Source organism: Companilactobacillus jidongensis (assembly GCF_003946575.1).
GTDB classification, from domain to species: Bacteria; Bacillota; Bacilli; order Lactobacillales; family Lactobacillaceae; genus Companilactobacillus; species Companilactobacillus jidongensis.
On record NZ_RHOP01000016.1, the window covers coordinates 45,734 to 70,969 of the forward strand.

The 25,236-nt window shown below is 35.5% G+C and carries 28 protein-coding genes, 1 pseudogene and 1 other annotated feature; of the genes and pseudogenes, 4 read left to right on the forward strand and 25 right to left on the reverse strand.

Annotated elements, in window-relative coordinates:
* Positions 1-5 precede the first annotated feature (5 nt).
* The 22 genes and pseudogenes from EKM68_RS10115 to EKM68_RS10220 all read right to left on the reverse strand — a co-directional run bounded on the left by EKM68_RS10115 (position 6) and on the right by EKM68_RS10220 (position 20,241).
* Positions 6-734: pseudogene (locus EKM68_RS10115) on the reverse strand (class I SAM-dependent DNA methyltransferase).
* Entirely contained in the window at positions 734-1,090 is a 357-nt protein-coding gene (gene rsfS / locus EKM68_RS10120) for a ribosome silencing factor (protein WP_125590372.1), read from the reverse strand. Before rsfS ends, EKM68_RS10115 begins: the two are co-directional and overlap by 1 nt.
* Entirely contained in the window at positions 1,091-1,693 is a 603-nt protein-coding gene (gene yqeK / locus EKM68_RS10125) for a bis(5'-nucleosyl)-tetraphosphatase (symmetrical) YqeK (RefSeq protein WP_125590374.1), read from the reverse strand.
* Positions 1,686-2,324 carry a nicotinate-nucleotide adenylyltransferase gene (locus EKM68_RS10130; protein ID WP_125590377.1) on the reverse strand — a complete coding sequence of 213 codons (639 nt, stop codon included), beginning with the start codon at positions 2,322-2,324 and terminating at the stop codon, positions 1,686-1,688. The genes yqeK and EKM68_RS10130 overlap by 8 nt, the downstream gene beginning before the upstream one ends.
* Positions 2,325-2,348: 24 nt before the next feature.
* Positions 2,349-2,663, reverse strand: a complete 315-nt coding sequence (locus tag EKM68_RS10135; RefSeq protein WP_125590379.1) for a YhbY family RNA-binding protein — start codon at positions 2,661-2,663, stop codon at positions 2,349-2,351.
* A 9-nt stretch (positions 2,664-2,672) separates the two neighbouring features.
* Positions 2,673-3,794, reverse strand: a complete 1,122-nt coding sequence (gene yqeH, locus EKM68_RS10140) for a ribosome biogenesis GTPase YqeH (RefSeq protein WP_125590381.1) — start codon at positions 3,792-3,794, stop codon at positions 2,673-2,675.
* Entirely contained in the window at positions 3,781-4,308 is a 528-nt protein-coding gene (locus tag EKM68_RS10145) for a YqeG family HAD IIIA-type phosphatase (RefSeq protein WP_125590383.1), read from the reverse strand. The genes yqeH and EKM68_RS10145 overlap by 14 nt, the downstream gene beginning before the upstream one ends.
* A 67-nt stretch (positions 4,309-4,375) precedes the next feature.
* Complete coding sequence (gene rplT / locus EKM68_RS10150) at positions 4,376-4,732, reverse strand: 50S ribosomal protein L20 (RefSeq protein ID WP_125590385.1); 357 nt, start codon at positions 4,730-4,732, stop codon at positions 4,376-4,378.
* A gap of 32 nt (positions 4,733-4,764) precedes the next feature.
* Positions 4,765-4,962: a 50S ribosomal protein L35 gene (gene rpmI / locus EKM68_RS10155; RefSeq protein WP_025024860.1), complete on the reverse strand. Its 198-nt coding sequence runs from the start codon at positions 4,960-4,962 to the stop codon at positions 4,765-4,767.
* Positions 4,963-4,976: 14 nt separating this feature from the next.
* Positions 4,977-5,507, reverse strand: a complete 531-nt coding sequence (gene infC, locus EKM68_RS10160; protein ID WP_125590387.1) for a translation initiation factor IF-3 — start codon at positions 5,505-5,507, stop codon at positions 4,977-4,979.
* A gap of 24 nt (positions 5,508-5,531) precedes the next feature.
* Positions 5,532-5,639: a sequence feature (ribosomal protein L20 leader region), on the reverse strand.
* A 63-nt stretch (positions 5,640-5,702) separates the two neighbouring features.
* On the reverse strand, positions 5,703-7,649 hold the full coding sequence (gene thrS, locus EKM68_RS10165) for a threonine--tRNA ligase (protein WP_125590389.1): 1,947 nt from the start codon (positions 7,647-7,649) through the stop codon (positions 5,703-5,705).
* 304 nt (positions 7,650-7,953) lie between these two features.
* Positions 7,954-8,865, reverse strand: a complete 912-nt coding sequence (gene dnaI, locus EKM68_RS10170; RefSeq protein ID WP_125590391.1) for a primosomal protein DnaI — start codon at positions 8,863-8,865, stop codon at positions 7,954-7,956.
* 2 nt (positions 8,866-8,867) lie between these two features.
* A complete protein-coding gene (locus EKM68_RS10175) occupies positions 8,868-10,256 on the reverse strand; it encodes a DnaD domain protein (RefSeq protein ID WP_125590393.1) in 1,389 nt (462 codons plus the stop codon).
* 11 nt (positions 10,257-10,267) lie between these two features.
* Positions 10,268-10,750: a transcriptional regulator NrdR gene (nrdR, locus tag EKM68_RS10180; RefSeq protein WP_125567576.1), complete on the reverse strand. Its 483-nt coding sequence runs from the start codon at positions 10,748-10,750 to the stop codon at positions 10,268-10,270.
* A 21-nt stretch (positions 10,751-10,771) separates the two neighbouring features.
* Positions 10,772-11,365, reverse strand: a complete 594-nt coding sequence (gene coaE / locus EKM68_RS10185; RefSeq protein ID WP_125590395.1) for a dephospho-CoA kinase — start codon at positions 11,363-11,365, stop codon at positions 10,772-10,774.
* Entirely contained in the window at positions 11,362-12,189 is an 828-nt protein-coding gene (gene mutM / locus EKM68_RS10190) for a bifunctional DNA-formamidopyrimidine glycosylase/DNA-(apurinic or apyrimidinic site) lyase (RefSeq protein ID WP_125590397.1), read from the reverse strand. The genes coaE and mutM overlap by 4 nt, the downstream gene beginning before the upstream one ends.
* Before the next feature lie 24 nt (positions 12,190-12,213).
* Positions 12,214-14,871 carry a DNA polymerase I gene (gene polA / locus EKM68_RS10195; protein ID WP_125590399.1) on the reverse strand — a complete coding sequence of 886 codons (2,658 nt, stop codon included), beginning with the start codon at positions 14,869-14,871 and terminating at the stop codon, positions 12,214-12,216.
* Positions 14,872-14,973: 102 nt separating this feature from the next.
* Entirely contained in the window at positions 14,974-16,371 is a 1,398-nt protein-coding gene (locus EKM68_RS10200; RefSeq protein ID WP_125590401.1) for an MFS transporter, read from the reverse strand.
* A gap of 153 nt (positions 16,372-16,524) precedes the next feature.
* On the reverse strand, positions 16,525-17,718 hold the full coding sequence (locus tag EKM68_RS10205) for a multidrug effflux MFS transporter (protein ID WP_125590403.1): 1,194 nt from the start codon (positions 17,716-17,718) through the stop codon (positions 16,525-16,527).
* A gap of 208 nt (positions 17,719-17,926) precedes the next feature.
* On the reverse strand, positions 17,927-19,258 hold the full coding sequence (murC, locus tag EKM68_RS10210; RefSeq protein ID WP_125590405.1) for a UDP-N-acetylmuramate--L-alanine ligase: 1,332 nt from the start codon (positions 19,256-19,258) through the stop codon (positions 17,927-17,929).
* Between the two features lie 8 nt (positions 19,259-19,266).
* Positions 19,267-19,899: a YtpR family tRNA-binding protein gene (gene ytpR / locus EKM68_RS10215; protein ID WP_125590407.1), complete on the reverse strand. Its 633-nt coding sequence runs from the start codon at positions 19,897-19,899 to the stop codon at positions 19,267-19,269.
* Between the two features lie 15 nt (positions 19,900-19,914).
* On the reverse strand, positions 19,915-20,241 hold the full coding sequence (locus tag EKM68_RS10220; protein WP_125590409.1) for a thioredoxin family protein: 327 nt from the start codon (positions 20,239-20,241) through the stop codon (positions 19,915-19,917).
* 132 nt (positions 20,242-20,373) lie between these two features.
* Between EKM68_RS10220 and EKM68_RS10225 the strand changes: the two genes are divergently transcribed.
* Positions 20,374-20,688, forward strand: a complete 315-nt coding sequence (locus EKM68_RS10225; protein ID WP_025024871.1) for a hypothetical protein — start codon at positions 20,374-20,376, stop codon at positions 20,686-20,688.
* Positions 20,689-20,709: 21 nt separating this feature from the next.
* On the opposite strand, the gene trmB is transcribed toward EKM68_RS10225, so the two are convergent.
* From trmB to EKM68_RS10240, 3 genes are read right to left on the reverse strand one after another with little or no spacing between them, the layout of a single operon-like run.
* Positions 20,710-21,354: a tRNA (guanosine(46)-N7)-methyltransferase TrmB gene (trmB, locus tag EKM68_RS10230; protein ID WP_125590411.1), complete on the reverse strand. Its 645-nt coding sequence runs from the start codon at positions 21,352-21,354 to the stop codon at positions 20,710-20,712.
* Between the two features lie 5 nt (positions 21,355-21,359).
* The gene (locus EKM68_RS10235; RefSeq protein WP_125590413.1) at positions 21,360-22,589 is read right to left on the reverse strand and encodes an ABC transporter permease; all 1,230 of its coding nucleotides are present in this window, start codon (positions 22,587-22,589) and stop codon (positions 21,360-21,362) included.
* A complete protein-coding gene (locus EKM68_RS10240) occupies positions 22,589-23,320 on the reverse strand; it encodes an ABC transporter ATP-binding protein (RefSeq protein WP_125590415.1) in 732 nt (243 codons plus the stop codon). The genes EKM68_RS10235 and EKM68_RS10240 overlap by 1 nt, the downstream gene beginning before the upstream one ends.
* Positions 23,321-23,408: 88 nt before the next feature.
* Between EKM68_RS10240 and EKM68_RS10245 the strand changes: the two genes are divergently transcribed.
* The 3 genes from EKM68_RS10245 (at position 23,409) to EKM68_RS10255 (ending at position 25,143) form a co-directional block, all read left to right on the forward strand.
* Positions 23,409-23,837 carry an HIT family protein gene (locus EKM68_RS10245; protein WP_125590417.1) on the forward strand — a complete coding sequence of 143 codons (429 nt, stop codon included), beginning with the start codon at positions 23,409-23,411 and terminating at the stop codon, positions 23,835-23,837.
* 1 nt (position 23,838) lies between these two features.
* Entirely contained in the window at positions 23,839-24,138 is a 300-nt protein-coding gene (locus EKM68_RS10250; protein WP_125590419.1) for a YtxH domain-containing protein, read from the forward strand.
* 102 nt (positions 24,139-24,240) lie between these two features.
* Positions 24,241-25,143, forward strand: a complete 903-nt coding sequence (locus tag EKM68_RS10255; protein WP_125590421.1) for a peptidylprolyl isomerase PrsA — start codon at positions 24,241-24,243, stop codon at positions 25,141-25,143.
* The last annotated feature ends 93 nt before the right edge of the window (positions 25,144-25,236 follow it).

Consider the following 25,236-nt stretch of genomic DNA (forward strand, 5'->3'; position numbering starts at 1 on the left):
CCTCTCTATTTCTCTGCTTCAAAGAACCAGCGATTAGAATCTTGTTTAGGTTCAGAATTGCCAAAATCAGCACTTACCTTGATATTCTTAAAGCCAATATCTTCAAGAATAGAAACAAACGTTGTGATCGGATAAGTTCTCTCACGATGAATTTCAGTATTAGCTTTGTAGCCACCAATTTTTTCATCCCAATCAAAGAATGTCAACTCATGTTCAATACTATGTGGATTTTCACCTTCAAAGCTACTCCACATGAACGCTGAATCTTCTTCCTTATGATTGAACATGTATCCAGGGAATACCTCATCCATTTGATACAACGAATGTGCATCAAACAAGTACTTACCACCATCATTTAAATGTTGATAGGCCTAATTAAATGTAATAGCTAATTCATCTTCATCTTTTAAGTAACAAATCGAATCATCAAAACAAGTAATCAAATCATAATTACCCAATTCAAACAAATCCAACATATTACTTTGAATGAATGGAATTGAAACTCCAGCATTTTTTGATTTTTCTTCGGCGATTCTCAACATTTCCTCAGACAAATCAGTACCAGTAACTTCATACTTATTGGCCAAAAGAATCGTCAAATCTCCTGTACCACAAGCAACGTCTAATAAGTTCTTGGCGTTACCTGCTCGAAGTTCAACATACCTAGCCCAATCATTGTATAAATCATCATCCATCAATTCACTATATACTCGTGCAAAGGAATTGTAGATCATTATTCAGTTACCAAACCTGAAATATCAACCTCTGGTGCATCTGACCAAAGTTTTTCTAAATTGTAAAAATCGCGTTCTTCTGAAACAAAGACATGAATAACAACGTCATGTAAATCAATTAAGATCCACTTAGAATCACGCTTACCTTCAACGTGACCAATTTCTACATCGTTCTTACCCATTTGATCCAATATTTCTTGAACAATAGCTCCAACTTGACGTTGTGAACTAGCATCCATAATGACAAAATAATCTGCCATAATACTTACTTCACTAATGTTTAAAACACTAATATCATTAGCATGTTTACTATCAGCTGCTTTTACAGCCGTTTCCATAATTTCCTTTGAGTTCAATTAAAGTTCTCCTTTTGAAATCCAATAATTATAGCTATCAAATGTAGCCGGATAAATTTCTCGATTATTATCAACTAAATGTTCGATTGAATGTTTTAATTCATATGTAACTGCGGAATCTAATGACTTTTCAGCATACTTACGTGCTTCATCAATTCCGGGAAAATCACGTTGTGGTTCAATAAAATCAGCTACGAATACGCATTTATCAACTTGTGTCATATTTGTAGAACCAACAGTATGACGACGAATAGCATTCAGTACATCTTCATCAGCAATGTTCAATTCATCCTTGATGATTTCTGCGCCAACGATACCGTGCCAAATAGCATTGTTGTAATTCAATAGATCTGGATCAAGATGTTTTGATTTAATTTCATCAATAAACTCTTGGTCTGACCTTTCTTTGGCATAGTCATGCAACAATCCAGCCAATCCAGCCTTTTCCACATCAGCTCCATATTCAGCCGCTAGACCACGTGATACTTCTTCAACACGCAAACAGTGAGTGTAACGAAAATCACTCATTTGCTTTTGCATTCGATTGACTACCGCTTCACGATCGAATCCATATTTTACTTCATCATAATTAAAATTAGTCAAGGAATAGCCCCCTATCCTTAATATATTCTTCTACTTCGTCAGGAACCAAGTACTTGATTGAATGGCCCTTCTTAACACGATCACGAATCATACTTGAACTTATTTCTAATTCAGGTGTATTCACCCAAAGTATAGGGTACTTTGACTTTTTCTCAAAACCCTTTCGACAAACTCCCACAAAATGAATCATATTGATCAATTCATCAATGTGTGCCCAGTTAGGTAGATTTTCGACCATATCACCACCAATAATAAAGTAATACTCCGTATCAGGATTGTATTGCTTGAGTAGTTTAATAGTCTCATACGTATAGCTGACCCCACCACGATTAATATCAGTCAAATCGAGATCAAAGTGAATATTATCACGGATCGCCATCTTGATCATCTCAATACGATCATCACTACTTATGGAAGGATGTTCTTTCTTAACATTCTTATGTGGTGGAATTTTATCCGGCAAAAACAGAACCTTATTCAAGCACAGCTGTTCATATACTTGTTCAGCAATGACCAAATGTCCTATATGGATAGGATTGAATGTTCCGCCCAAAATTCCAACATGTCGTCTAGGACGATTAGTATTAAATTGTGGTTTTACTTTAGTTAATAATTGACTTTTTGTATTCATTATTTTTCACTACGTTCACTAATACTAAATTTTTTCTAATTCTAATGATATCTTACGATTCTTGATTTTTGGTGCTTTCTTATAAATAACGATTTTTGATCCAATTGTTTGAACTGGTACGATTTGATCATCGAATTCCATCAAAGCTTCAATCAAGTCATGTGCTTCAACCATTGTATTTTGTAACAATGAAATTTTAATCAATTCATTCTTGTTAATTTGTAATTCAATTTGGTCTAAAAGATTATCGCTTAAACCTTCACGACCAATTTGAATCAATGGTTTGATAGTTTGAGCCTTACCTCTCAAAAAACTATTCTGTTTTCCTTTAATTATCATATATTCTCCTTAAATAATGGCACCACGGATTGATACACTAACACCATCTGGTACGTATACTTGCACCTTACTATGTGCAGGAATAGTCACCCATCCAAGTCCATATACAACAATATCAGACTTTTCATGAGCTGTGAATTCATGTCTCTTTAATTCTGGAAAATCCTCAATATCCGTTGGAGGAGTCAAATCTTTACCAACATGTTTTTCGTAGAATTCTTCAGCATTGGCAGTTTTTGTACGGTGCAATAACAAATTCTGATTAACATAGAAAACAACATTAGTCTTTTCATCCAAGAAATCAAATCTTGCTAATCCAGAAACAAAAATCGATTGACCATCACGAAGTTGAAATGTCGATGGACGCAATGGTTTCTTAGGTGTGATTGTCTTCAAGTCTTGATCATTCAAAACATGTGCTAATTGATACTTGTGAATAATACCTGGTGTGTCCACCAAATTATGACCGTCATCCAATGGAATATCAATTCTATCCAAAGTCGTGCCGGGGAATCTTGAAGTTGTAATTAAGTTCTTAACATCCGAACTTTGAGCAATAATACGGTTGATCAAGGTTGACTTACCAGTATTAGTTGTTCCAACAACATACACATCCTTGCCCTTACGATACTTATCAATCATCATCATCAACTTATCAATATTGATTCCTTTTTCTGCGGAAACCATCAATTGATCGATTGACTTAATACCATTTTCTTTACTCTTCTGTTGTAGCCAATTCAACAAACGATTTTGATTAACTGATTTTGGCAATAGGTCAACCTTGTTCCCCACAACAAGTATATCTTTGTCACCAACAAATCGTTGGAGCCCAGGGATAACACTACCTTCGTAGTCAAAAATATCAATAACGTTAACGATCAATCCATCTTTTTGAGCAATTGAATCCAATAGCTTCAAAAATTCATCGTCATCAACATTTACATCAGTAATTTCATTGTAATTACGTAGACGGAAGCATCTCTTACATAGAAGTTCCTTAGAATCATCATCCGATTCCAAGTACTTCTTTAATGTAGAATTTTGGATGAAGCCTGGTTTAGTTTTATCTTCAGTCTGAAGTTCAGCTCCACAACCAATACAATACATTTCTTTGCTAGTCTCTGTCATTTAATGAGTCCTTCCAATACATATTTGAATCGTGTTTCTGTATAAAGTTTAAAATAGGACGCTCAAAAAATCTATTAACTCGGGTTTTTTTCGCATCAGTTTTTACGATAGGTTTAACTAATACAGTTTTCAAGCCGGCCATATTACCCGCTAAAACATCCGTCATCACTTGATCCCCAACAAACAATACACTTGATGGATCAATTTTTTGTTCCATCAAATGATGTATGATTGCGAATGGCAACGGTTTGGCAGCACGAGCAACGATTGTCACTGGTAAATCAGTAACAGCCTTCTCGACACGCTCATAACTGTTATTGGATACGATCATCACTTCAATATTGGCTCTATTCATTCGGTTTAGCCATTTACGTAATGTTAGTTCGTACTTATTACTATTCCAAGGCAAAAGTGTGTTGTCCAAATCTGTCATTATGGTGGTAATATTCATTTCCTTCAAATCACTAACTTCTAAATCAGTAATTCTATTGAGCATAACATATGGTTTAAACATTTTTAGTCCTCATCTCTATACTTAGAAAAAAAGCGCAATTTGGAATATCCAAATTACGTTTTCATCATTAAGCTAAAGCTTTTTTAGCTGTATCTACTAAACTTGTGAATGCTTTTGGATCTTCAATAGCTAATTGAGCCAACATTTTACGGTTGATATCAACATTTGCTAACTTCAAACCATGCATTAATTTGCTGTAACTGATTTCGTTAATTCTTGCAGCAGCGTTAATTCTTGCAATCCATAATTTACGGAAATCGCGTTTTCTTTGACGACGATCACGGAATGCATAACGGTATGAAACCATTATTTGTGTATGTGCAGCTTTAAAAGTGATATGTTTTGAACCACGATATCCTTTAGCTAATTTTAATACTTTCTTACGACGTTTACGAGTTACTGTTCCACCTTTTACACGTGGCATAATGACTCCTCCTTTAAATTACAAATAGATAATTAGTATGTAGCTAACATTTGTTTGATACGTTTCATATCACTTGCGTTAACCATTCCTGGTTTAGCCAATTGACGACGTTGCTTCTTTGTCTTACCGTGGAAACGGTGACTTGTGTAAGCATGACTTCTTTTCCAACCGCCATTAGCAGTTTTCTTGAATCTCTTTGCTGATGCACGGTGTGTTTTTTGTTTAGGCATTAGAAACCCCTCCACTATTTTTTCTTATTGTCTTTAGAACTAATTGGATCAAGCATCAAGAACATGTTACGGCCGTCCATCTTAGGCTTAGTTGTTACATTAGCAACATCCTTAGTCTCTTCAGCTACACGGTCTAAAACTTCTTTACCTATCTCTTTATGAGTAATTGCTCTACCCTTAAAACGAAGAGATACTTTGACCTTATCACCTTTAGCTAAGAACTTACGGGCATTGTTGACCTTAGTGTTGAAGTCGTTGGCTTCAATAGTAGGACTTAGTCGAACTTCTTTTAAACTAACGGTTTTTTGTTTCTTACGTGCTTCACGATTCTTCTTTTGAAGTTCAAACTTATATTTACCATAATCCATAACTCTGGCTACAGGTGGTTTGGCACCTGGGGACATAAGGACAAGGTCCATATTAGCTGCATCAGCCAAACTTTGGGCTTCCGCCAATGGCTTAACGCCAAGTTGATCTCCTGTTTCTGAAATTAATCGCACTTCATTAGCACGGATTTGATCGTTTATTAATAGATCTCTTGCTATGAGTAGTCACCTCCGAAAAATCTGATCCCACAAAAAAAGTGGGCGCATACGCACGCCCACTATTATCTACATAATCGTATTAACCTAGAGGCATAAAGCTTAGGTGAGAAGCGGGCGCTTCTGCTTAATCTCAACAGTTAGTTATGATACACGATTCAAAACCAGCTGTCAACATAATAAATAGATTCTTTATAATTAACCATTTCTACGACTAAAGTTGTTGATATCTGAAACAACTGAGCCTACGAACATTGGTAAGTTTTCTGATTCTGAGTTTTCTTCTCCATATTTTCTAACTGAAACAGTTGCATCGGCCATTTCTTGGTCACCAACAACAGCTGTATATGGAACCTTCATTGTTTGAGAGTCACGAATCTTGTAACCCATCTTCTCATCACGTGTGTCAATTTCAGCACGAATATTCTTAGCACGTAATTCTTTAAGTAGGTTTTCTGCATATGAACCATGAAGTTTTTGGTTAACAGGTATGATACGTACTTGTGTTGGAGCTAACCATGTTGGGAAAGCGCCCTTGTACATTTCAATTAGGTAAGCAATAAATCTTTCCATTGTTGAAACAATACCACGGTGAATCATAACTGGTCTGTGTTCTTCACCATCAGAGCCTGTATATGTAAGTTGGAACTTCTCTGGTTGCATGAAGTCTAATTGGATAGTTGATAATGTTTCATCATTACCTAGAGCTGTCTTCGTTTGAACATCAAGCTTTGGACCGTAGAATGCAGCTTCACCCTCTGCTTCATAGTACTTAAGACCAAGTTCGTCCATTGCACCCTTAAGCATTGATTGTGACTTGTTCCACATTTCATCATCATCGAAGTATTTCTCCGTATTAGCAGGATCCCTGTAACTTAGACGGAATGAATAGTCTGTAATGTCAAAGTCCTTGTAAACCTCAACCATTAATTGAAGAGTACGTTTAAATTCAGCTTGAATTTGGTCAAGAGCAACGAATGTGTGGCCATCATTAAGAGTCATTTCACGAACACGTTGTAGACCTGTCAAAGCACCTGATTTTTCATATCTGTGCATCATACCTAATTCAGCAATACGAACTGGTAGTTCACGGTATGAACGTTTATGGTGATTGTAAATTTGGATATGTGAAGGACAGTTCATAGGACGTAATTCAAGCATTTCGCCATCACCCATGTCCATTGGTGGGAACATGTCCTCACGATAGTGTTCCCAGTGACCTGAAGTCTTGTAAGCATTCAAGTTCATAAGAATCGGTGTGTAAACGTGTTGGTAACCCCAAGCAACTTCCTTATCGATGATGTATCTTTCGATAACACGACGGATAGTTGCACCATTTGGCATCCAGTATGGAAGGCCTGCACCAACTTCTGGATCAACGAAGAATAGGTCAAGATCACGGCCAATTGTTCTGTGATCACGTTCTTTAATATCCGCACGACGTTTTGCGTCTGCTTCAAGATCAGCTTCCTTATAGAAGGCTGTACCATAAATTCTTTGTAGCATTGGGTTACTTGACTTACCTTGCCAATATGCACCGGCAACTGATAGTAAGCTAAAATGCTTCAAACTCTTCATGCTTGGAAGAATTGCATCGTAACCGAAGTCAACAAATCCATCTAACTTATATACAGGAATTTGAACTGATTCAATAGCATCGATCAATGATGACTTGTATGGATCGTCTTTGAACATTTCAACAAGTTCTGACTTATCCATCATGACACGTTCAACCTTGTCATTGTTCTTGATGATTTTGTGCATAACGGCTGAAATTTCTTCCAACTCATCAATACTGATTTGACCATCCTTGTCATCTGTATCAACGAAGAAACCATCATCGTTTGATTCTTTTTCACCAAAGTGAAGGTTCTTCTTGAATTCACTAGCAGCAGCACCGAATACTAAACTAACTGTGTTTCTCAAAACCTTAAGTGAATCTTCATCATCTTCACCGGCAATAATTTCAATCTTACCATCTTGGCTGATTGGACGTTCTACATCGATCAAAGTGTCGTTAAGTTTACCAGCAACAGCTTTTTTGCCTAGTGATGTACTAATTGACTTAGCAACATCTTGGACAGTTGTGCCTTCATCAAACTCTCTAACAGAATCATCTGGAAATGTTAATTTGATTTTTGACATATGGTTTCCTCCTAAAATTTGGGCAACAAAAATGCGTCCCTGAAGTATATACACACTAAATGTATACATACTTCAGGGACGCATTTCTACGCGGTTCCACCCACTTTAAAACTGCACAAATAACAGTTTTCACTCTTTTGGTTATAAAGTAACCGACAGTTATACAGTTTCTTAGTGAAAGTGGTAACTCCAGTAATGGGTAAGCTTTCAGTAAACGCACCCTCCCTGAATAGAACCGAAGTGTTGTCTTTCATGCACTTATTGAAACATTTATAAATTCATTTTGCAAGTACAAATTGAAAATCTACTTTGAAAATCTCTTGTTAGGACCACTAACAATTACCTCTTTTGAGAGATACTTGACACGTTCCATAATACGCTGTGCCTTTACAGGCTCTTCTTCTCCACGCTGATTGATTGATAAATGCTTCTCCAACTCGGACATTGAAAAATTCGATGAGAAAAATGTTGGCATATTTTCTTGCATACGATATTGCAAAATGACACCTAATACTTCATCACGGATCCAACTAGACATTGAGTCTGCTCCAATATCATCCAACATCAATATTTCAGCATCTTTTACTTTGTTGACACGATCCAATACATTATTTTGACCAATAGAGTTTTTCATTTCGATCGCAAAAGTTGGAAAATGCATAATTGTTGTCTTGATATCATCCTTGATCAATTCATTAGCAATTGCACCTAGAAGATATGTCTTACCAACTCCAAAATCTCCTGCCAAATAAAGACCGGGAACAAAATTATCGTTTTTATGTTCATAGTTATCAATGAAATCAAGTGCAGCCTCAAGTGCTCGTTGTCTTCCATCGCCACTATAATCAGATAATGTCGCTTTACGAATATCTTTAGGCATATTCAACAAAACAAATTTTGATTCATAATTACTTTCTTTTTCTTTATTAATCGTCTGAATATTTGGAGCATAAACGACCTCAATATTGTGATTACTTACAGCTAACTGAGGAACATATCCCTTTGACAATTCACTGGGATGGGTTTTGTGGTTATAAAATTCATAAATACTAGCGGCACTAACGTCAATTGCATCCGAGTTAATATGTTCTGTATTTTCTTTCAAAAACTTCTTAACATCGGGATCATTCAATGCTTGGCTCATCAAACGACGATAATCATCAGTTAGATTTTTTGAATTTAAATATTCAGCTAATTTTGATCCTAAATTTTCCATGATTAATTATCCTTATTTCTCATTTTTCTGAGTCTCTCTTGTAGCTCCTGTTGTTTCTTTTGAGCATCCCCACTGACAGGTTGAGAAGTCACTTTACTCCAGTCAGTTCCCTGTTCAACGCGACGTGATCCTTTATTATTATTGTAACGACGTTTAGGATTGCGCGGTTTTGTTTTGAAATCATGCAATCTTTGTAGAGCTTGCTCAGGAGTATTGACATTGTTTTGCTGCCAATCATTTGCCATCGTTTCCATCAATGGCAAGGTTAATGTAGGTGAGTTTTGCAAAATATAATCGACCATAATATTCAATACCGAAGGAGACAAATAAGTTTTCATCGCCATATCGCGTAGTGCCCGTGATTCCACTGTACCTGTGAACCCACCACTCTTGTTCTTCTCAGCAGCGAGAAAATCCGCAGGAGCTAAATTTTTAGCCTGTTGCAATAACAAGTCATCAGCACGATTAAAATGTGTTACAACGTTATTTTGTTGACTATTGTCACTAGTATTTGATTGTGGATTCGAGTTTTTTACTGATATATTTGCATTCTTCTCAAAACGATCTTGAACTGTTTTTTTCAAACGTACTGGATCAATTTTATTGTTTACAATATCGGCAGTTTGACCAATCACATTAATAATTGCAATTTCATTAATGCCGTAGAACGCATGTAGGCTTATTATTAATTCTTGATTCTTCAGCAGATCATCATTACTAATCTTGAATGATTGTCCAATTCGATCTGAGATCAACTCCCAATCTAATTGAGAATTGTCAGGTTCCTCGATTTTTGGTTGAGGCTGTTTATCAATATCCACAAACTCATTTTGTGCGGACTTAACCTCAGAAGGAGTGTTAATGAGATCATCATTGCTCAATTGGAACACTTCCAAAAAATCTTTACTTATCTCTTTGGAATCATTGAGAATATCACTAGATTGAGAATATTTAGTTACTAACTTATGATAATTTTTTTCACCAATTTGTTCGTACAAAAATATACTCATCAAGTCATCATTAAAGAATTCATGTGGCATTAATGGTTCAAAAAGTTGATAAACACAATAATCACCGATATCATCATGCTTCTCATATGAACGAATCAACCCCAATGCTTCGGCCTTGATACGTTCATTATAAAAAGTCTTCAAATCAATATCTAACAGGCTCATTAAATCCGCATGACTTTGACGTTCACTGACCAACTCCTTATTTGGAACTTTTTCCCATAACAATAGATAGATACTATATGCACGAGTTCCGAGCAACGGCAAATAAAGGTCAGTCAACACGTGACGATCATAATCATTTATTTGTCCATGTGGCAAACACCAATAACCCGTCAATGGTGTAAATTTTGCCGGATCATAATTAAATTCTTTTGCCAATTGAGCACTTCCTAATCTTTATCAGATTTATCCTTAGATCCATCATTTGCCATCATTTCTTGAACCTCTTTCATAAATCCGTTCATATCTTTGAATTCACGATAAACACTAGCAAAGCGGATATAAGTGACATCATCGACGTCAGCTAGAATCTTCATGACGTACTCACCAATTGTTTGTGAGCCGACTTCATTTTCGCCAGTTGCACGAATCTGATTCTCAACCTTATCAACGATTTCATTCATTTGATCGATTGTAACCGGACGCTTTTCAGCAGCGCGAACTAAACCACGCAAGAGTTTCTCGCGGCTGAATTCTTCACGATTACCATTTTTCTTGATCACGAGTAATGGAGATTTTTCGATTCTTTCAAAAGTCGTAAAACGAGTACCACAGTATTCGCATTCTCTTCTACGTCTAATAGCACGACCTTCATCACTCGGACGACTATCGACAACTTTTGACGAATCATGATGACAATGTGGACAAATCATATCATCGGCCTCTTTTCTATATCACAATTTTTTTGTTAAATTATAAATTTCAGTTTTTAAAATATTAATATTACCAGAATTATCGATCACAAAATCAGCAAGATTCTTTTTTTGTTCAATCGGCATCTGAGCGTTGATCTTATTCATGGCATCTTCTTCACTAATTCTATCACGTTCTATTAAACGTTCTAATTGTACTTTCTCTGGAACATAAATACTTATAATACCATCAAAATAACTTTGATAATTAGCTTCAAATAATAATTGGATTTCAAATATAACTATTTCTTTATCATTTGATTTACGAGCTTGTTCAATTGTATGTAGAATTTGTTTGCGAATCAATGGTGCAGTAATATTTGTTAAATTTTTTAATTGATCTTTGTCTCCAAAAACAATTGAACCAAGTTTAGTCCGATTCAATTCACCATCACTTAACAAAATATCTTTGCCAAACTCATTAACTATCTTCTCCAATCCGACAGTACCTCGTTTGACAACATCTCTCGCCACTTGATCAGCATCATAAACTACACATCCATCTTGTCTGAATAAATCCAAAACTGTAGATTTCCCAGCTGCGATACCACCAGTTAAACCATAAACTTTACTCATTTTACTACCTGACATTGGGGACAGAAGTGTGTACCACGACCGCCAACTTTAATTTTTTTAATTTCAGTACCACAGCGATCACATGGTGTACCCTCTCGATCATAAGCGTGCAAGAAGTCTTGCATGTGACCAGCATGACCAGTTGAATCAAGATATGATCTGACTGTAGAACCACCAGCATCAATTCCCATAGTCATTTCTTCATTTGAGTATTTAATAATATTCCTAATATCATCATCATTCAAATGATTTGCAGGAGTTTCGGGATGTAGTTTTGCATTCCACAATACCTCATCAACATAAATATTACCCAAACCACTCATCACAGATTGATCCAACAATACTGTCTTAATATCCTTTCGATGGCGCATGATTCTTGGTTTAACATTCTCAAACGTAAATTCATCTGACAATGGCTCAGGTCCTAATTTGGCAATCGATTTATTATCAGCGAGATCATCGGTTTTCCATAACTGCATTCGACCAAACTTGCGAACATCGTTGTAAATGAGTTTTTGTCCATTATCCAAAGTAAAAATTGCATGTGAATGTTTATCGATCATTGCTGGATCAGCAGATACACGATACTTACCTTCCATTCGCAAATGACTAATAATAGTATATCCATTATCTAAATGAATCAATAGAAACTTTGCACGACGACCAATATCTTCAATAGTAGTTCCTGTTACCATATCAATAAATTGTGATACATCCCCAGTAATCAAATTCTGATAACGGATCTCAACATTAGTAATTTTTTTATCTTTGATCTGAGAAATCAATCCTCTTCTGACGATTTCTACTTCAGGCATTTCAGGCATACTGTTCACTCATTTCTATATTAATTATTTAGCTTCATACCAACTGTCACCATGTGCTGACCCAACTTTTAGTGGAACATCAAGTTTCACAGCCGAATCCATAATACTTGGTACAAGTTTTTCCAAAATTGGAATTTCTGATTTGGGTGCTTCAAAAATCATTTCATCATGTACTTGTAGCAATAAATTAGTTTTAAGGTTTTCTTCCTTCAACTTCTTTTGCATATTGATCATTGCAACTTTGATAATATCAGCCGCACTACCTTGGATCGGAGTATTCATAGCAGTTCTCTGGGCAAAATTTCGAATATTAAAGTTTTTAGAATGAATATCAGGTAAATATCTACGACGATGCATGATTGTTTCAACGTAACCATTTTCACGGGCAAACTTCACGATATCTTCCATATACTTCTTAACACCTGGATACTGCTCAAAGTATGAATCGATAAATTGTGCAGCCTCTTTACGCGTTATTCCGATATTTTGAGATAATCCATAATCACTAATGCCATAAACAATACCAAAGTTCGTTGCCTTAGCCTTACGACGCATGTCAGGTGTTACTTCATCTGTGCTATCTAAGCCAAAAATCCTCATAGCTGTATGTGCATGAATGTCATAATCTTCTTTAAAAGCTTCTTGCATGTTCTCATCACCAGAAATATGTGCTAAAACACGTAGTTCAACTTGAGAATAGTCGGCCGAGAACATCTCCCAATCTTCGTCTTGAGGGACAAAGGCCTTTCTAATTTGTCTTCCTTCATCAATTCTAATTGGAATGTTTTGCAAATTAGGTTCTATAGATGATAGTCGTCCAGTTTGTGTCAAAGTTTGTTGGTAAATCGTATGAATACGATTATCCGGTTGAATAAACTTTTGCAATCCGACTGCATAAGTGGAATTAATTTTTGAAATTTGGCGATAATCCAAAATCTTCTGAACAACTGGTGACTTACCCTTCAACTTTTCAAGAACATCAACTGCCGTTGAATATCCGGTCTTAGTCTTCTTGATTACTGGCAACTTCAGTTTTTCAAATAAAATAACTCCTAATTGTTTTGGAGAATTAATATTGAATTCTTCACCAGCTTCTTCATAAATCTGTTTTTCAATCTCACTCAGGCGTTTAGCAAAATCATTTTGCATTTCTTTCAAACGACTAGCATCGACTTTAACACCTTTGATCTCCATACTTGCCAAAACATTCGATAATGGTAATTCAATCTCATCATATAAACTGTCTTGATCATTCTTCTTCAATTCAGCCATCATCGTATCATGCAATACATTGATGATATGCACCTTTTGGCACATGAAGTTCATCAGAACCTGATCATCTTCAGGGACGGCTTTCTTAACACCCTTACCATAGAACTCCTCTTCATTAGGCAAGTTATGACCGTAATTTTGAGCAACAATACCAATGTCAGTCTTGTTGTCGTTAGTATCCAGCAAATATGAAACTAATAACATATCGAAGCTAACACCTGTAAAGTCACAACCGTAACGATTCAGTAACGCGACCGTCTTTTTATTATCAAAAACGTATTTCTCTTTAGATTCATCCGCTAACCAAGTTTTCAACTTGTTATCCTCTAGAATAGAAATATCGGTTGTAGAGTAATAGTCTCCGTCGCTTTCGATTGCCAATCCAATAATTGGCGAGATATGATAATTTTCTCCGAAGCTTTCAACAATAATAGTCTGTGGCTTATTAGACTTTGTAATCTTATCAAGAGTATCTGAATTCAATTCACTAAACTTGATATCTGCCATTTCTTCTTTGATTTCTTCAGTATCAACGTCCATCTTTTCTAGAAAAGAATTAAAATCCATACGTTGGTAAAACTTGATCAATTGCTCTTGATTATCACCACGATATTCCAATTCACCCAGCTTCAATTCCACTGGTGTATCACAATTAATCGTTGCAAGTTTTTTACTCAAGAATGCTTGGTCCTTATCATCGATCAAATGTTCCTTGAGTTTACTCTTTTTCATCTCATCAACGTGTTCGTATAGGCCTTCCATTGATCCATATTCATTCAAGAGTTTAATTGCCGTCTTCTCACCGACTTTTTCAACTCCAGGATAGTGATCTGATGTATCTCCCATTAGACCCTTCATGTCTATGATCTGTTCAGGAGTTATACCTAATTTTTCTTTAACATGTTCAGGTGTATAAGCTTCAGTTTCAGTAACACCTTTGACGTTTACTCGTACTGTGACTTTATCAGTCGTTAACTGTGTCAAATCACGATCACCAGTAATAATTGTGACGTCCATACCCTCAGATTGGCCTTTGCGTGACATAGTACCAATTATGTCATCGGCTTCATAATTTTTTAGTTGATAAGTTTTTATACCACGAAGATTCAACATTTCTTGAATCAATGGCAACTGTTCCATCAACTCAGGTGGTGTCTTCGCACGCGTACCTTTATATTCTGAAAACATTTCAGTTCTAAAAGTTGTCTTACCAGCATCGAATGCTACCAAGGCGTGTGTTGGATTTTCATCTTTTAAAATTATATCTAGCATATTATTAAAGGCGTACAGGGCATTTGTATGGATGCCGTCGCCTGAAACAAATTTATCTAATACATTATGCATGGCAAAAAATGCTCTAAATGAGACACTATTTCCATCAATTAAAAGTAACTTTTTATTCTTCGTCATCTTTTCTCCCATTGGAACGAAATTAACCATTATCATTTTAACAAATAAACGTAGACTGTAACAGTTGTTGCATCGACTGAACCAAAAAAGCCTAGAACTAATCTAGGCTTTTTTTGGATACTTAATTGCTACATAAATTGATGAAATCAAAATTAATAATGCTAGAACTGTCAACATTGCAAAATCAATCTTAGCGCCACTTAGTGTATTAAGAATATTGCTATTAGTTCCACTAGTAATCGCAACAGCTGAAATAACCACTGATAAAACATTAGTACCCAGTGAACCAGCATACTGCTGCATCATACTGAATAGTGAATTCTGATCAGACTTTTTACGCCCCTGAACTTGAAGACTACCATCAGATAATGAAGTTCCAAATCCAAGGTTAAAGCCAATTCTTAAGACTGAATACAACACAATTATTGAAATAAACGATAGATTATCACTTAATACAAAAAATAGTCCAGCGCCTAAACTAACTAATATACCGCTTAATACCATGGGAATCGTCGCACCTTTTTTGTCATACAATGCTCCAGCAAATGGACCAACCAAAGCACCTAATAATGAACCTGGTAATAACATAATTCCAGCATGACTAGTATCCATCTTCAAAACGGTTTGTGCAAAAATTGGTAATAAGAACGATAAACCAATATTAATAAACTGTAATCCAAAGTAACCAAACAATCTCAATCTCAAAATCGAATTTTTCAAAATGGAAAAATCAATTAGCTGACGGCTAGTCCTGGAATTATACCAAACAAATATGCCGAATAAAATTAATGTAATCACTATCCAAATCAAAAATTGACTTGATATCCATCCGTGACTTCCAGCTTGATCAAAGGTAAACAGAATCATTGAAAAAATAACCGCTAAACCAACAACACTCAGATAATCAAAATTAATTCCTTTCACACCACGAGCAGTCCCGCGAATGGTGAACCATCCAAGCATCGCTACAATAACAATCAACGGAATCACTCCCATAAATATGCCACGCCATGACCATATTCCACTGACAATTCCACCATAAGTTGGTCCAAGTGCCGGGGCCAAGGAAATGATAATACTGGCAAAACCAGTATATAAACCAATTTTCGATCCTGGTACTTCTTCAAAAATCAGATCAAACATTAATGGAATGGACAATCCAGCTGATACAGCCTGTAACAATCGACCAGTCATTAGAACCGGAAAATTCGGCGCTATCAAGCAAATTACCGATCCAACAAAGCAAAATACTACAGCAAAGGTAAATATTTTTAGCGGATCAAATTTTTTGAGCACGTATGCTGTGGTGCTCATAATAATTGTCGTTAATAACAAATAACCAGTCGTCAACCATTGAACTGTTCCCAAGCTGACATTCAATTCTTTTGTCAAAGTTGGAAACGTAACATTCATTGACGTCTCGACCAAAATACTGACAAACGACAGCAAACCAACTGCCACAATTGATAATTTAACACGTGTACTTACTTCTTTTTCCACGTTTAATTCCTCACTTCTATGATTTCTTAACAAATAAAAAGAGATACCGCTAAATCAACGATATCTCCGTTACAGTTTTATAAAAATTAAATTGAGATTTATTAACCTCGAGCAAATATTACTTTAGTCCAACAAATTTAATTTGTCAAAAGTTTAATCGTCTATAACTTCTGCCCTATCAGCCCTTAAATAAACTATTAAAAAACTAATTAGCATTATTAAACTAGTGATCAACATGAACAGTGGCAGGCTTTTTGTCGTGCCATCATGCATAACACTTGTAATGTATGTCAACAAACTGACCACTAAGTAATATCCAAAACTAAATATCCCACTGGCGCTGCCGATCACATCTTCATATCCCTTTAATGCTAGATTAAGTGCAATTGGCAGTGTTGTATTCAAACCAACAAATACCATGAAAAAACCAATAATCAACAATACTGCTTGATCAAATTGTAAACTGACTATTAATAATATACTTGCTATAACGCTAAAAATAAGACCAACTAAGGCAATGGTCTCTGAACGAATATAGTTCACTAAGTAATTAACCAAAAGGGCCCCGATGATACTGGCCGCAGCTAGTGTCATCCCTAGACTCCCATATTGAACTGAACTAAATCTAAAGTGTTTAATAAAGATGAACGGTGCCTCTGAGTAATAACCGAACAAAATTCCATTAATACCACCAATCAAGATTCCATATACTAATACCACTGGATCTTTTATCAATCTCCGTGACACTTTAATCAAGGAAACATGTTCAACTGGCTCAATTTGTTGAGTTTCTGGTAATCGATAAAATGCATACAGCAATACTAATACTGCCATGAATACCAACGTACTAAAGATATTTCTATAACCAAAGTAAGTCTCGACCAATCCGCCGATCAGTGGGCCAAACGCTGGCGACAACGCCATGGCTGCACCAACCTTAGAGAAGACCTTTGCTCCAGTAATTCCATCGAAGCTTTCGCGCATAATAGTTTGCGTAACTACTGATCCAACACTTGCTCCAAAGGCTTGGACAAATCGTGAAACTAACAATAAATTAAATTCTGTACTAATTAATAAGCTTATATTACCTATTAAGTAAATAATAATTCCCCACAACATTGCTGGCCTCCGACCAATACAATCAGATAATTGGCCCCAGAATAAAACTCCAATCGCAAATGCGACAAAGTAAATACTCATAGTCAGCTGAGCAGTTGCAGCATTAACTTTCATATTGTTACTAATGCTTGGCAATGCTGGTGTAAAGATAGATTCACTTATCTGTGGAAATCCTACCAATACAATAATTAATAATAATGATGGTACTTTTTTACGGACGTTTTCCATTTTTCTCTCCTAAAAATATTATTCTGCTGAAAAACGTCCTGTTCCATTTGCTGGGACACAAACCATGATGTTACAAATGTCCACAGTATTCACCTAATTTCTTTATAATCTGGATTGTATGATACGTGATTTTACTTGTTTTGGCAAATTTGCATACAAAAATAGCGGCCATCTATTTGAATGGTCGCTATTTTTGCTTTGATCTCTATTATTGTTGATTAGGATTCAAAGTACTTAACACTTGTTCATAAGCAGTTTCATACTTTTGAACATCTCCGGCACCCATGAAGATAATAACAGCATTATGGTAATCCAATAATGGGGACATATCTTCTAGTGTAAGAACTTGTCCACCCTTATGAATCTTGTCACCTAAGTCTTTACTTGTGATATCTCCGTGTTTTTCACGAATTGAACCAAAGATATTTGTTAAGTAAACTTCATCAGCAAGATCCAATGACTTAGCAAAGTCGTCCATTAGAGCAAGTGTTCTAGTGTATGTGTGTGGTTGGAAAACAGCAATAACTTCGCGATCAGGATATTTTTGTCTAGCAGCATCAATTGTTGCTTTGATTTCTTGTGGATGGTGAGCGTAATCATCAATGATAACCATATCAGCAACTTTCTTTTCACTGAAACGTCTCTTAACACCACCGAATGTTTGTAATTCTTTGTTGATCAATGCATGATCAAGGTTTTCCATATGACCAACACCGATTACGGCAAGTGAATTAAGAACATTGTGTTCACCGTATAATGGGATTTCGAAATTACCGATATCCTTACCCTTGATGGAAACATCAAATGATGAACCCTTTACAGTTCTATTGATATTAGTAGCACGAATATCATCAGTTTCATCCAAACCATAATAATAGATTGGAACATCAGCCTTGATAGACTTGGCGTGTTTATCTTCACCCCAGATGAAGATACCCTTCTTAGTCTTACGTGATTCTGACTCAAAGGCATCAACAACATCATTGATTCCACCGAAGAAGTAATCTGGGTGATCAAAATCAATATTTGTGATGATTAAATAATCGGGTGAGTAATCCAAGAAGTGACGGCGATATTCGTCAGCTTCAAATACAAAGAACTTAGCGTCCTTTTCACCTTTACCAGTACCGTCACCGATCAAGTAAGATGTCTTAGCAATCCCACTTAAAGTATGTGCCAATAGACCGGTTGTACTTGTCTTACCATGTGATCCAGCAATACCGATTGAAGTGTATTGTGAAACCAACTTACCAACCATTTGTGGGTAAGTTACGACTGGCAAGTGCATGTCATTAGCCTTTTTGATTTCAACTTGGTCATCATCAAAGGCGTTACCCTTGATGATTGTCAAACCTTCATGAATATTCTTTTCATCAAACGGCATGATGTTAATGCCTGCTTGTTCAAGTCCTCTTTGAGTAAATGTATATTTCTCAATATCTGAACCTTGAACTTCATATCCTAAATCTTTCAAGATAAGTGCCAAAGCACTCATTCCTGTACCCTTAATACCAACGAAATGATAGACTGTTTTTTCCATGATTACTCCTAATTGAACATTTTTTCTGCTTTTTCAAAATCAAATGCCTGTCCAGCGGCACCTTCGTCAAGAACCAAAATACCACGTTTCTTTGGTGCATTAGGAATTCCCAGCTCTTTGGCTGAACAAATCATTCCATAACTGTCAACTCCACGTAGTTCACCTGGCCATATCTCACTACCAGTGGGCATAACTGCACCTGGTAATGCTACTACAACTAGTTGTCCTTGATCAATATTTGGTGCACCACAAACGATTTGGACTGGATTGTCCAAACCAACGTCTGTTTGTGTGATGTGCAAGTGATCTGAATCGGGATGTTCTGTCATTTCAACAACATGACCGATTACAAATTTTGGCTTGTTATCAACTTCTAATGTGTCAGAAAAGCCGGCTGCAGAAATCTTTTGGTTTAACAATGAAACTTGGTCAGCATTAAGGAATATTTGTCCTTTAGCATTCAATCCCAGCTCTTTAGCTAATCCAAAAAAATTGAAACCAATGGCTTCATTAGTTTCATCATTAAAAATTCTTACAACACTATCTTTTTCGTCTACTGCTTGTGTTACACCAGCATCATCTGCTAGTTCAACGATTAGGACGTCACCTAAGACGTCTGGATTATAAAAACTTAATAGCATTATTTCCTCACTCAATTATTTATTTACTACAGAATTAATAAAGGTCTCAACTTCTTCTTTAGTTTTACGATCTTTATTTACTAGTCTACCAATTTCTTTACCATTTTCAATAATAACAAAGCTAGGAATTCCCATAATGTCTAATTCTTGAGCAACTTCCATGTTATTATCACGGTTAAAGCTGATCCATTCAAAGTCTGAATACTCGCTTTCTAGTTCTGGTAATTTGGGTTCAATAAACTTACAATCTGGGCACCAGTCAGCGTGAAAGAACAAAATAAACTTGCCCTCTTTAGTGACCTCATGCCAATCTTTTGCTTCGTAGTCTTCAATATTTTTCATAATTTATATCACCTCTCATTATTAAGATACTTTTTCTTGCTCAATGGGTCAATTTAAATGTTCTTGGCTAGGGAATTAATATATAATAGTGTTAATATATGATTAAAACAAACATCAAGGAGTGATTTTATTATGAGTAAAAAAGGTATCGGTTCAGTACTAGTTGCAGGTACAGCACTTGTTGCAGGAGCAGCTGCTACAGTTTTGGTAAAGCATCACTTAGATAGTGAAAAGATCATTGCTAAAGTTAAATCCGTTCTTGGCGAAGATAGTAAGGTTATCGGCTCATGGGTTGAACCTTTCTATCAACGCGTTAATGTTAATGGCCAAGCTTCATGGGGTATTGTTGGTGGCGTTACAACAATGGATGACTTCGATGTGGCTCAATATCACTTCATCGCTGATGCCGTTACTGGCGAATTACTTAACATCAAAAAGGTTCAATAATAATAATAATTAAAATACTAACTAATTAAAATGGGCTTTCAGGTAATTAATCCTGAAGCCTTTTTTACTGAACTTTTCTTCATACTCAGTTTGAATATTAGTCTCATTCAATTGTTCGTTGTTATGTAGATCCAACGAAATTTCATCAAACTTCATACCAAAGTTATTCATACTGACAAGTGAGTATTCAAATAAACCTTGATTGTCAGTTTTGAATTGGATATAACCATCATTTTTTAATACTGTCTTGTATTGTTCCAAGAATGATTTATATGTCAAACGACGTTTGACATGACGAGTCTTAGGCCATGGATCAGAGAAGTTCAAATACATTCCACTAACTTCACCCTCTGCAAACAAATCAGTTAAGTTAGCGCCATTTGCTAATAATAGTTGCAAGTTGGGAAGTTTATTCTCAACTTGTTTTTTTAGTAGTAAGGCAATGGCTCCTTCTTGAACTTCCATCGCCACATAGTTATTTTGAGGATTTTGCTTAGCCAATTCAGTAATGAACCCTCCCTTACCTGAACCTAATTCAAGAAATAATGGTTGTGATTTTTCAAATCGATCTTGCCATTTTCCAGCCATATTCTCAGGTTGAATGGCAATCAAATCCAAATTATCATTAATCATGTCTTTTGCCCAAGGTTTGTTTCTAAGTCTCATAAAATCTAATACGCTCCGTTGTCTAAATATTTTTTAAGTTGTCTTGGCATGTAAAAATAACCAACAAATAATAATACCGCAAGTCCAGCAGCAATAATAATTAAACTATTAACACTTAAACCAAACTTGTAGAAAATTGCAATAGCACTGATAATCCATTGAACACACAATACAAATACACTCAGCTTGGTAAAGTCAGTAATCTTGTCTTTGCCAGTAACTGGATATAAACGTTGCATCATGTTCAACATAACTTCCTTAAAGTACGGCTTCAATTGGAAACCTACCAAATAAATAAATAGCATTTCTACTATCAATGAGATGTAAAAGTTATCGATCAAGGCTAACATGATTGCTTGAATAACTGTCAAACGCATGAACAATCCAATATACTCATTATTTCGAACAAATCCACGTGCAAACAAATATAGGTATGTATTCTTTTGAACTGGTTTGATTCCATTGAACACAAAATCTAACCACTTACGACGTTTGATTTTACTATTAACACCTGGTACATCAGTGAATAAATTATAAAATCTTTTAACTCTGAACATTCTTTGGTTCTCGTCAGAGATTGCTTGTTGCCACTGCATTTGTCCTGATTCACAGATTTTTTTGTTATTCATTTGTGCAATAACAAAGGTAATTAAGCCAATTATCAAAGTAACCGGACTAAACCAGTATACAGAAATTATTAGAGAAACTACTAAAAATATATTAAGTATTAATTTCAAATTCATTCCTGAAATTTGTTCTTGACCATAAATTTTGAACATTTCAATATTTAAAAATGTTAATTTGAAGAATACCAATCCAGCAGCAATTAGGCAGATATCTAAAATGCTTAATCCTGCAGCAGTGAATGCAAATGGCGATAATAAGAAATTAACGATTACGATTGCTACTACTGGTATGGTAATACTATAGTTCAATGCTGATTTAAAATATTGATAAAATTCTTTTTCTTTTACTAACAAGAATGTACTATCGGGATCCTCCAGTAAGGTAGCAATCCTACCAACTTGGGTTATTAGTAACAAAATCAAAATAACCACTGGCTTACCCATCAACAATTCATGTTTGATAGTCCCTAAAAAGTTAGAGTACCAAAATCCGAGTGCGCCTATCAACACGATAAACGCTAACACAAAATTATCATTAAAAATTAATCTTAAATATTTAAATTGATCAACTTGATGTCTTCTTAATCTGTTTTTCCAAAGTTCTTTCATTAGAGGTCCTCATTTGACATCTTAATGTAGATATCATCAAGATTGGCATCTTTCATATCGAACTTATCCTTTAATTGATCCATTGTTCCATCGGCACGAACTTGGCCGTGATTGAGTAGAACAAATTTATCAGCATGATTTTGTACAGTAGCTAGGATATGAGTTGACATCAAAACTGAACAACCGGCTTGTTTCTTTGATTCCACAATATTTAACAAATCATTGACGGCCAACGGATCAAGTCCAGTAAATGGTTCATCAATAATGAACAATCTAGCATCAGTCATAAACGCACAAACGATCATAACCTTTTGCTTCATACCTTTTGAAAAGTTTTGTGGGAACCAATCCAACTTATTATCAAGTCTAAATGTCTTCAATAACTCATTAGCATTTTCCCAAGTTTTGTCATGATCCAATCCATATGCCATGATTGTCATTTCAATATGTTCCTTCAATGTTAATTCCGGATATAAAATTGGCATTTCAGGAACGTATGCAATTTTTTTGCGATATGCTTCAACATTGTCATGTAGGCTCATTCCGTCAATCAAAATTTGTCCACTACGCGGTGTCAACAATCCAATAATATGTTTGATAGTTGTTGATTTACCGGCACCATTAAGCCCAATAAGTCCGACAACTTGTCCATCTTCAACTGTGAATGTTTCTTTTTTTAATACTGAAACTTGGCCGTATCCTCCGGTCAGTTCTTTTATCTCTAAAGTCATGGTTAAACCACCTATTATTCTGTTTTTACTATCCTAATTATGATAGCATGATAATTAATATTAATGTTTTTTGAAAGGAGATTTTTATATGGACGACTGCATTTTTTGCAAAATAATTAATAACGAAATTCCCAGTACTACTATTTATGAGGATGACGACATTAAGGCATTCTTCGATATTTCTCAAGTAACTCCTGGTCACACTTTGGTTGTACCTAAGAAACATGTCCAAAACATTTTTGAATATGATGAAGAGTTAGCTCAAAAAGTATTCAAGAAAATTCCAATGATTGCTCGTGCAATTAAAGATTCTAATTCTGATATTATCGGTATGAACATTTGCCAAAATAACGGTGAAATAGCATATCAAAGCGTTATGCATTCCCACTTCCATCTAGTACCTCGTTACTCCAAAGATGATGATTTCTCAATGACTTGGGGAGACAACACTGGCAAGGCCTCTAACGAAGAATTGCAAAAGCGTGCTGATTCGATCAAACAATATTTGGAGGACTAAGATGAAATTTTTTAGCGGATTTATCATTGGAACTGTTTCAGGTGCAGCTATAGAAATTTTTCAATCACAAAAAAATACATCTACAGGTAATCTTACCAACTTATTCCACAATATAAAAGATTTAAAGAATACATTAGTTGAACTTAAAGACAATGCGTCTGTCGTTCCTGAAGTTTTATCTGGACTTCAAGCCGATATTGCAAATTACTCTGAAGACATTGCCCCAGCTGTTGAAAACTTAAAATCGTCAGTTTCAGAAATGCAGAATAATTTGGACGAATTTAAAGATATTAGTGACTAATTTATGAATTTTTTGTGATTTTTTCATCAATAAATTAACTATTTCCATTAATTTATGGTAGTCTTGTCAATTGAAGACATATTAAATAAGGATGTGTAAAGGATGAACAAACGTTTGACAAAATGGGTCCTAGCTTTAGCTGGCCTATTGATGGTAACAGTTGTTGCTGGTTGTTCTGGTAACAAGACAGTTGCTACACTTAAGGGTAGCAAGATCACCGAAGAACAATATTACAAGGAAATGAAGAGTTCTTCATCAGGTAAGCAAACACTTCAAACAATGATCATTACCGATGCCCTAGAGAATCAATATGGTAAAGATGTTTCTACGAAGCAAGTTAACAAAGAATACAACAAGTACAAGAGCCAATACGGTTCTTCATTCAGTTCTATTCTTTCACAAAACGGTATGACTACTGCTCAATTCAAGAAGAACATTCGTACTAACCTTCTTACAAAGGTAGCTTTGAAGAAGAACAAGTCAGTTTCAAATGCTCAACTTAAAAAAGAATGGAAATCATATCAACCTAAGATCACTGTTTCTCAAATCTTAGTTGCTAAGAAAGCCACAGCCACAGATATTATTACAAAGCTTCAAAATGGCGAAGATTTCGCAAAACTTGCAAAGAAATATTCAACAGACAGTGCTACAAAAGATAACGGTGGTAAGATGGCCGCATTTGATAACGACAGTACTAGCGTTGATTCAGACTTCAAGACAGCCGCATACAAACTTGCAAAAGTTGGCGACTACACAGCAGAGCCAGTTAAGACTAGCTATGGTTACAGTATCATCAAGCTTGACAAGAAACCTTCTAAGGGTAAGATGAGCGATCATACAGCAGAACTTAAATCTAAGATTTATGCTAGCTGGATGCAAGATTCAACTGTAATGCAAAAAGTTATTTCTAAGGTATTGAAGAAAGCTGATGTATCTATCAAGGATAGCGATTTGAAAGATGTCCTTTCAGGATATGTTTCATCATCAAGTTCTTCTAAAAAATAATTAAGTAAATTAAAAAGGCTCTTTGTCAAATAGTATTGATGAATAACTTTTAACCATAGGCATCCTCATTGAGGATGCCTATTTTCATGCACA